Source organism: Pseudanabaena sp. UWO310, from assembly GCF_006861605.1.
Taxonomy (GTDB): Bacteria; Cyanobacteriota; Cyanobacteriia; order Pseudanabaenales; family Pseudanabaenaceae; genus Pseudanabaena.
In genome coordinates, this window is record NZ_SELU01000068.1 from 22,331 (window position 1) to 30,316 (window position 7,986).

Below are 7,986 nucleotides of genomic sequence, written 5' to 3' on the forward strand. Positions count from 1 at the left end.
AGATTTGATGATGAAAACATCAAAATTGGTTTCATAATCATAACTAGTACTGCTGGTTTATTAGGGCGGGAATTTCCCAAAAACACCAATCATGAAAAAAAGAGTTAATCTTACCTTTCCCAAACGAGCTATCAGCATACCGATTACCTATCGGCTTGCCAAGGATTTTAATATTGCCGCAAATATCATTCGCGCTCAGGTTGCCCCCAATAAAGTTGGCAAAATGGTGCTAGAGCTATCTGGTGACATCGATCAGCTCGAAGAAGCCCTAGACTGGATGCGATCGCAGGATATTGAGGTTTCATTACATGGGCGGGAAATTGTAATTGACGATACTACCTGCGTCGATTGTGGTCTCTGCACAGGTGTATGCCCTACGGAAGCCCTTACCCTCGATCCTAAAACCTTTCAACTCAACTTTTTGCGATCGCGCTGTGTTGTCTGCGAACAATGCATTACAGCTTGTCCAGTTAATGCCATATCCATCAATTTGTAAGCTTGATTATAGAGCCGAAAAAAGTCAGATCGCTTACCACAACGTCTCTATTTGACTTAGATTCGACTATTTCGACTATGACTATTTCGACTATAATGATACAAAAAGTAACAATTTTTCACAAACCTTTTAACCAACTAAGTTTTGAGTCATAACTCATGCATTTTGAGTTTTTTTCGTTAGAAATTATTCAAGAATGGATACAGCAGTATGGATACTGGATCGTTTTCTTTGGCATCATGCTGGAGAATGCGGGTATCCCCTTACCAGGAGAAACGATCACCCTAGTCGGGGGATTTCTGGCTGGTAATGGCGAATTGCGCTATCCATTGCTTTTGTTAAGTGCCGTTGCAGGGGCGATTTTAGGAGACAGCGCTGGCTATTGGCTAGGGCGATGGGGCGGTTTACCCGCCCTAGAAAAAATCGGCAAGTTGTTTCGGATGCCCACCGATGAAATTGCGATCGCCCGCGAGAAATTTCGCAGTAGTGCTGATCGAGCCGTATTTTTTGGCAGATTTATCGCCATTTTGCGAATTTTTGCTGGACCAATGGCAGGATTATCGGGGATGTCCTACTCGCGATTCCTATTTTTTAATGCCACGGGTGCATTAGTTTGGGGAACAGTTACGACAGGCGTAGCCTACTATGCAGGTACTTTAATTCCTTTAGAAACTCTAGTCTCTGGAGTTGTCAGGATTAGCTCGATTATTTTAAGTGGTGTTTTGCTCTGGTTTGCGGCTCCACCAGCCTTCTTTTGGCTCAAGGAAAGAATTAGTAATTGGCGCAACTCAAATCATCCTCAGCCCCCTAAAACCAATCACTCCAATCTCCAATCCGCCTCAGAATCCCCCATCCTTTTACCAATTACCGAAGATAAAGTTGCCGTCAAGCTCGAAAAAGAATAAAGCAAAAAACTGCCGTTTGGCAGTTTTTTGCTTTGCAGATTCTTACTCTCTTTCCACTAAAGAAATAGACATTTAAAACCAATAAATAGCGGTGCAGGGGTTTGCCCTGCACCGCTATTTATATACGGAGAGAGAGGGATTCGAACCCTCGGTTGCTTTCACAACATTCGATTTCAAGTCGAACGCATTCGACCACTCTGCCATCTCTCCCGTTTGGTATTCTAACCTATGGTTACCCCTAACACAAGCAAAAAAATAAAGACTCGCTTTGCGAGTCTTTATTTTTTTGTCTAAGAACGAAGTTTTGATAATTTCAAGTTCCAGTGATCAAGCACCATACGGAAATTATCACGGAAATCATCTTGATCGAACTGTTTACGCTTTGACTGCGGACATCGATAGAGTGTAGTAGCCTAGCTGATTAGGAACTCTCTCCCACTTGCCATCCAATTTACCCTTGGATAGATTCTTGGTGACGCGATCCTTGGCTTGACGGAAATTTTCTACGGAGAGATCGCCATACAGAGCTTTGACAACGCTATCAGCATTAACAAACTCACCTTTACGCTCTTGCAATACCTTCTCGATCGCATCGGTCAAGGTGTTGCCTTGATATAGAGGGCGCATGACTAAGGAACTCAAACGACCAGACTTCTTGGGCTGTGCTGCTTTAGGTGCTTCTACTTCTGCCTTCTTTGTCGCTTTAGGAGCTACTTTTGCAGGAGCGCTTGCCTTAGGAGCAGCCTTGGTTGCTTTAGGAGCCTTGGTTGGTTTGGGAGCAACAGCAACTTTAGTAGCTTTAGGAGCCTTGGTTGCCTTAGCTACAGGTGTCTTTTTCGGCTCTTCGACTTTGACCGATGCGGCTCTACCTCTTTTAATCGTTGAGGTTGGAACTGTTTTCAAGGTTTCTAGAGACAGGGTATAGTAACCAAGTTGGTTAGGAACGCGCTTCCATCTATTTTCACCCTTGCCCTTAGAAAGGTTTTTGGTGACTCGCTCCTTAGCAACGCGGAATACCGTTTCAGTCAAATCACCGTAAAGGATATTTACCACATCATCAGCATTAACGGCTTGACCTTGACGCTCATTCAAAATCTTTTCGATCGCTTCTGTCAGTGTCAGTCCTTCGTAGGCAGGACGAGTTGTCAAAGAACCACGACGATGTCCTCTTCCTCTTCCTTTGGCAGCGGGTGTAGCGACGGGGGCTGCTTCAGGTTGAGCTATGGCTTTGGGCTTGCGACCTTTAGTGGGGGCAGGTGGAACTTCAGCAATTACAACGGGAGCAGCAACGGGAGCAACAGCAACTTCTTTCTTTTTAGCCTTAGCTTTAGGAGCTTCGGCGGGTAAGGTTCCAAGGAGGGCTTCAACGTGAGCGAGTTGGGCACGGGCTTGGGCAACTTTATCTTCATATTCAGATAGGAAGCCTTTCAAACTGCTATGCAAAGCTTGCAAAGTCGCGCCAAAACCTTCTGGCTGTAGGGTTACAGGTAGATCTATAGTCATATTACGGGAACCAAGAGAATTAATGTTAGTTGATTTGATTAGTTTGTTTCCTCATACTTTTACTTATGATAGAAGAAACTCGTCATTCCGTTCTATCACGTTTTGAGAGAACTCGCAATAGTTTAGAAAGAATTCTCACCATTATCTATTTTCTTAGAAGTAAGGCTTTATATAAAGCATCGTCTCTCTTACCAGTTGTCATTTTTTCAACCCTAGTAGAAATTTTGCTTCAGCAGCGCGATCGCTATTGGGATATCTCTCTAGCAAGGTTTGCAAATAACTGAGTTGGTGGCTAAGAAAGAAGCTCGAAAATAGTAGGTCATCTGTATATCGGCTTTGGGGAAACTTAGTCTGTAACTCCGTGATAATCTGATCGATCCGATGTTGATAGTCAGAGACTACATTTCCACCTTTTAGTTCTTCTCCAAAGCTATATCGTTTACCTATGGCTGCTGGGAGTTCATATAAGATTCTTTTTAAACTGCTTTTAAATTGGTTAAAGCTTACAGTAGCAGTTACTCCTGCGGGAGGATGGATATTTTGACTTTCTGAGAAAGTGTGGTTTTCCCACTGGTCAAATAAGGTCATTGCCATCATATATAAAGTTTTTTCTCGAATTGCTGGGGATGTGCGATTGTCTTCGAGTAGTTCCTGATAGATAGAGATGGCGATCGCATTTTCACTATGCTCTTGATATTTAGTCCTAATCTCTTCATAGTCGCGCTTTGATTCGTCGCATACCCACCATTTACGACAACCTTGATAGCCTTGATAGCTTGGGTTTGGCAAAGTATAGCGCTGATAATCATGTAAGACTGGCAAATTTAGACGACCGTTTTTCCATCCGCCGATACCCGCCCAATTTGAGGCAATTTGATAACGCGATTCGGGGGTGTTTTCGATTTGCCATTGGAGGAGCTTTTGCCAGCGCAGTTTTTGTTCGCTCAACAGCGATTTAGTTTCTTTTTTGTATCTAGCCACTGGGTCATACAAACTAGTATGCATTCGCCCACGTTCTTGAGGATAGAAATATGCATCAAGGATGCGATCGGGAAGTGTTTCTAATTTAATATCTTCGGCAGTTTCTAGAGCTTTGGCATAGTTTTGCGATCGCGCATATTGGATAGCGATCGCATATTGCAAAAAGGGAGCTAGAGGCTGATTATCTGGATCTTGCAAAAGTATTTGCATTTGCTCGATAGACAAGCCGACATTTAGCAAGATGCGAATATGGGGAAAGGCAAGATAGCTGGCATCACCATCGCCCATTGGTTGCGCCATCATTTTCATCCAGAGGCGCATTGCTCCCATAATGTCATTATTGTCTTGCAAACTCAGCGCAAGGAAGTAAGAGGCATCATCTGCACCAGAATGGTCTTCGTAGCGATTCAGCCAGTCTTGCCACGCTTCGAGTCGTTCTCTGTCAGTCATTTTCGCATTGCGTTCGAGGATCGTTTGATTGCGCGGCTCACCGTTGAAATAGGAACGTCCAGTCAAGTCTCCATATTCGCGACAGCCTCGGACAAATTTTGATTGGGGATATTTTTCTACTATTCCCAGCATTAAGTAATAAGCGTGCCAATGCCTCGCAGAATAATTTAAATAGCCAGCAAGTAGTGATAGTGGGTAAAGTTGTGGCAAGTCATTCTCCAAAATATCTTGAAGTAATTCTGACCCTTGCTCGTCTCCATGCCGATCTAGTTCTGCGATCGCCCAGATCCGATCTTTGGCTTTTTCTTCATCTGTAGACGGATCATTTGCTAAAGCCCGAAAGAAGGCAAGTCCAAAGGGCGTAATCTCTCCTGCCTTAATTTTGCCCAGACGCTCGACTAAAATACGATCTCGAACATGAATAGATTGTTTTTGATAGAAAGAGATCGCCTCGTTTAGTTGGCTTTCTGTCGGATCTTGCAACTGGTCAAATTTTTCCCATTCGGATAGAGCGATCGACTCTTTTTTCTCTTTGTCTCGATATTCCTCATAGCTGCTATCTACCCTAGTTATCTTTTGTTTTATTTGCTGATAAAACCATATAGTCGTATAGGGGTTGCCGAGGTTGAGAATACCTTCGATACCATACTGTCGTCTCGTTCGATCGCCAAATCTAGCGTAATAGCGCAGTAAAGGATAAGCTTTTGCTCCATAACGCTTCCAAGCAGGATTTTTAACAGGATCGCGCCCCCATTTTGTCTGAATGATATCTTGACGGATGGCTTGAGCGATTTCTTGCCATTGCGGATCGAAGCGAAGGCGATCGCGCAGTACGTCATCAATTTCTAGTTGTGAGATCTCCTCAGGACTTAACGAATCCGCAATTTGAGACATTTCCGCAGGACTAGGAATTTTGTCAGTATGAGAATTAAAGATTCTTGCTGACTTAACCTCTAGTCCAAACAAGCAAACCGTTGCACATACAGACAAAATGTATAGATGTCGCCTTTGCATATCTATCTGGAAAAATTTATTTTTATTTTATTCTAATTAAGCAGTTAAGCATAATTAAAACCCTAAAAGAGCGTACCGCCCGCTACGCGGGCGGTACGCTCTTTTAGGGTTTAGCTTTCATTCATAACTATCCCTGCCCTTTTAATTGCAAGAGAAACTTTGCCTCAGCCGCGCGATCGCTATTGGGATATCTCTCTAGGAGGGTTTGCAGATAACGGGGTTGATCGCTGAGAAAGAAGCTGGAAAATAGCAGGTCATCTATATATTGGCTTTGAGGAAACTTAACCTGTAACTCCGTAATGATGCTGTCGATGCGTCTTTGATAATCCGATCGCATCGCTTTTTCGCGATCTTCGTAATCTTGATAAGCATATCTGCGACCGCTAGTACTCAATTGCCGATATTGGATACTAGCAGTCACACCTGCGGGAGGATGGATACGTTGGGTTTCTGCGAAAGTGTGATCTTCCCACTGGGCAAGGAGAGTCATCGCTACCATATAAAGCGTTTTTTCGCGAATAGCGGTGGAAATACTACTATCTTCAAGCAATTTCTGATAGAGAGAAAGAGCAACCGCATTTTGACTGCCTGCTTGATATTTGGCGAGAATTTCCGCATTACTGCGTTGAGATTCATCGCATACCCACCAATCGCGACAATTCCAATCGGTGGGAAGGAGATAGGCTCGAAATCCGTCCCATATGGGTAAATAACCATTTTCCCAACCACCCATACCTGCCCAATTGGAGGCAATTTGATAGCGCGATTCAGGAGTATTTTCGATTTGCCATTGGCGTAGTTTTTCCCAACGGAGTTTTTGCTTGCCGAGCAATTTTTGTGATTCCTTCTTGAAATTTGCTACCCGATCATCCTGTCCCCACCAGTTTCCCTGTGGATAGTAGTAGTCAGTAAGTATCCGATCGGGAATAGTATCTAACTTGATATCTGCTGACATCTCTAAAGCCTTGGCATAATTTTGCGATCGCGCATATTGAATAGCGATCGCATATTGCAGCATTGGCGCAAGGGGTTGATTATCGGGTTCTTGCAGGAGTGTTTGGATCTGTTCGATGGACAATCCGACATCTAACAGGGTTCGCACATGGGGAAAAGCGAGGTACATCGCATCGCGATCGCCCATGGGTTGCACCATCATTTTGAGCCAGAGGCGCATCGCTCCCACGATATCACCATTCGCTTGTAAACCTAGGGCGAGAAAGTAGTTTGCATCATCTACCCCTGAATGAGTGGGGTAACGATTGAGCCATGCTTGCCAAGCATTGAGACGTTCCTTCTCGGAGCGTTTGGTATTGCGATCGAGAATTTCCTGACTGCGCGGTTGTCCATCAAAATAGGAACGTCCCGTGAGATCTCCATATTCGCGACAGGCGATCGCAAATTTAGATTGGGGATATTTGGTCACCATCCCCAAGAGTAGATAATAAGCATAATTACTTTTTGGAGCAAAATTTTCATAACTGACGATTCTTGAGAGGGAATATAGTTGGGATAAATCGTTATTCAAGATGTTATTGAGGAGTTCTGTCCCTTTAATATCGCCATGGCGATCGAGTTCGGCGATCGCCCACATGCGATCGTTCGCTTGCCGATCATCCGCTAAAGAACGAAAGAAAGCCCGCGCAAATGGGGTAATTTCTCGCGCCTTCATTGCCCCCAACCGTTCGACTAAGATATATTCCTGAGCATCACTCGCTAATTTCTGATAGAAAGCGATCGTGGCTTTAATTTGACCATCGGTGGGTTGTTGAATCTGCTCATACTGTAACCATTCTGATAGCCCTTCAAAATTCTTGCTTTTTTCGTAAGGATTTTTCCCATAAACAGCCTCATAACCGAGGAGTCGCGTTAAAAACTCTAGATTGAATTGGTCGTAATAACGATTGGAACTCTTAGGTTCAAGATTAGCTTTGGCTAAACTGATGAATTCTTCCCGTACTTTCGGATCGTCTAAACCAAATTCTTTCTCCCATTCCTTGCTCTGCGCCTCTGAGTTGTAAGGAGCAATTTCGTAAAAATTGGGATAATCCAAACGCCTCTGAATCTGTCCCTTCAACCATAATGTCGTGTAAGGCTTCCCTAGACTGCGAATGCCCTCAAGTCCATACTTTTGTCTCGTCTCATCGCGGGAGCGAGCATAATAACTCAGTAATGGATAAGCCTTAGCTCCATACTTTTTCCAGACTGGATTTTCGACTCTATCCTTCCCCCATTTGGCAACAATAATATCTTGGCGTACTGCTTGAGCGATTTCTTGCCATTGGGGATCGAAACGAAGGCGATCGCGCAAGATGTCATCGATTTCAAGTTGGGAAATTTCCTCAGGACTGAAGGAATCCGCCAATTTGGACATTTCGGTGGGATTGGGGATTTTGACCGTCCGCGATTGAAAGATTTCTGTTGCCTTAATTGCTACGCTAAACGAGAAGAGCGTGGCGCATATAGACAATATATATAGATGTCGCTTTTGCATTTTACGATCCAAGTTTGACAAGAGGACAGAAGGCTGAATAAGTGGCTAATCATAAGTAAAATTAAAACCTAGAAGAGAGTACCGCCCGCTAAGCGGGCGGTACTCTCTCTGGTTTTAATTTTTAATTATGCTGAACTACTTAATAA

General features: G+C 43.9%; 5 protein-coding genes and 1 tRNA gene. 2 read left to right on the forward strand and 4 right to left on the reverse strand.

Annotated features, from left to right (window positions below):
* Positions 1-91 precede the first annotated feature (91 nt).
* Together PseudUWO310_RS18940 and PseudUWO310_RS18945 are read left to right on the forward strand one after the other, a co-directional pair.
* Positions 92-496 carry an NIL domain-containing protein gene (locus PseudUWO310_RS18940; RefSeq protein WP_055073565.1) on the forward strand — a complete coding sequence of 135 codons (405 nt, stop codon included), beginning with the start codon at positions 92-94 and terminating at the stop codon, positions 494-496.
* 158 nt (positions 497-654) lie between these two features.
* On the forward strand, positions 655-1,401 hold the full coding sequence (locus tag PseudUWO310_RS18945; RefSeq protein ID WP_142604042.1) for a DedA family protein: 747 nt from the start codon (positions 655-657) through the stop codon (positions 1,399-1,401).
* Between the two features lie 125 nt (positions 1,402-1,526).
* On the opposite strand, the gene PseudUWO310_RS18950 is transcribed toward PseudUWO310_RS18945, so the two are convergent.
* The 4 genes from PseudUWO310_RS18950 to PseudUWO310_RS18965 form a co-directional block, all read right to left on the reverse strand.
* Positions 1,527-1,611 (reverse strand) — tRNA-Ser (locus PseudUWO310_RS18950).
* A gap of 165 nt (positions 1,612-1,776) precedes the next feature.
* Positions 1,777-2,904, reverse strand: coding sequence for a hypothetical protein (locus PseudUWO310_RS18955; RefSeq protein WP_142604044.1), 1,128 nt, complete (start codon positions 2,902-2,904; stop codon positions 1,777-1,779).
* Between the two features lie 198 nt (positions 2,905-3,102).
* Positions 3,103-5,349: a hypothetical protein gene (locus PseudUWO310_RS18960; RefSeq protein WP_142604046.1), complete on the reverse strand. Its 2,247-nt coding sequence runs from the start codon at positions 5,347-5,349 to the stop codon at positions 3,103-3,105.
* A gap of 127 nt (positions 5,350-5,476) precedes the next feature.
* Positions 5,477-7,840, reverse strand: coding sequence for a hypothetical protein (locus PseudUWO310_RS18965; RefSeq protein ID WP_142604048.1), 2,364 nt, complete (start codon positions 7,838-7,840; stop codon positions 5,477-5,479).
* Positions 7,841-7,986 lie beyond the last annotated feature (146 nt).

What these genes read in the sequence shown, in the direction of transcription:
- PseudUWO310_RS18940 (WP_055073565.1), top strand. Translation starts at nt 92, where the DNA reads ATGAAAAAAAGAGTTAATCTTACCTTTCCCAAACGAGCTATCAGCATA.
- PseudUWO310_RS18945 (WP_142604042.1), top strand. Translation starts at nt 655, where the DNA reads ATGCATTTTGAGTTTTTTTCGTTAGAAATTATTCAAGAATGGATACAG.
- PseudUWO310_RS18955 (WP_142604044.1), bottom strand. Translation starts at nt 2,904, where the DNA reads ATGACTATAGATCTACCTGTAACCCTACAGCCAGAAGGTTTTGGCGCG.
- PseudUWO310_RS18960 (WP_142604046.1), bottom strand. Translation starts at nt 5,349, where the DNA reads ATGCAAAGGCGACATCTATACATTTTGTCTGTATGTGCAACGGTTTGC.
- PseudUWO310_RS18965 (WP_142604048.1), bottom strand. Translation starts at nt 7,840, where the DNA reads ATGCAAAAGCGACATCTATATATATTGTCTATATGCGCCACGCTCTTC.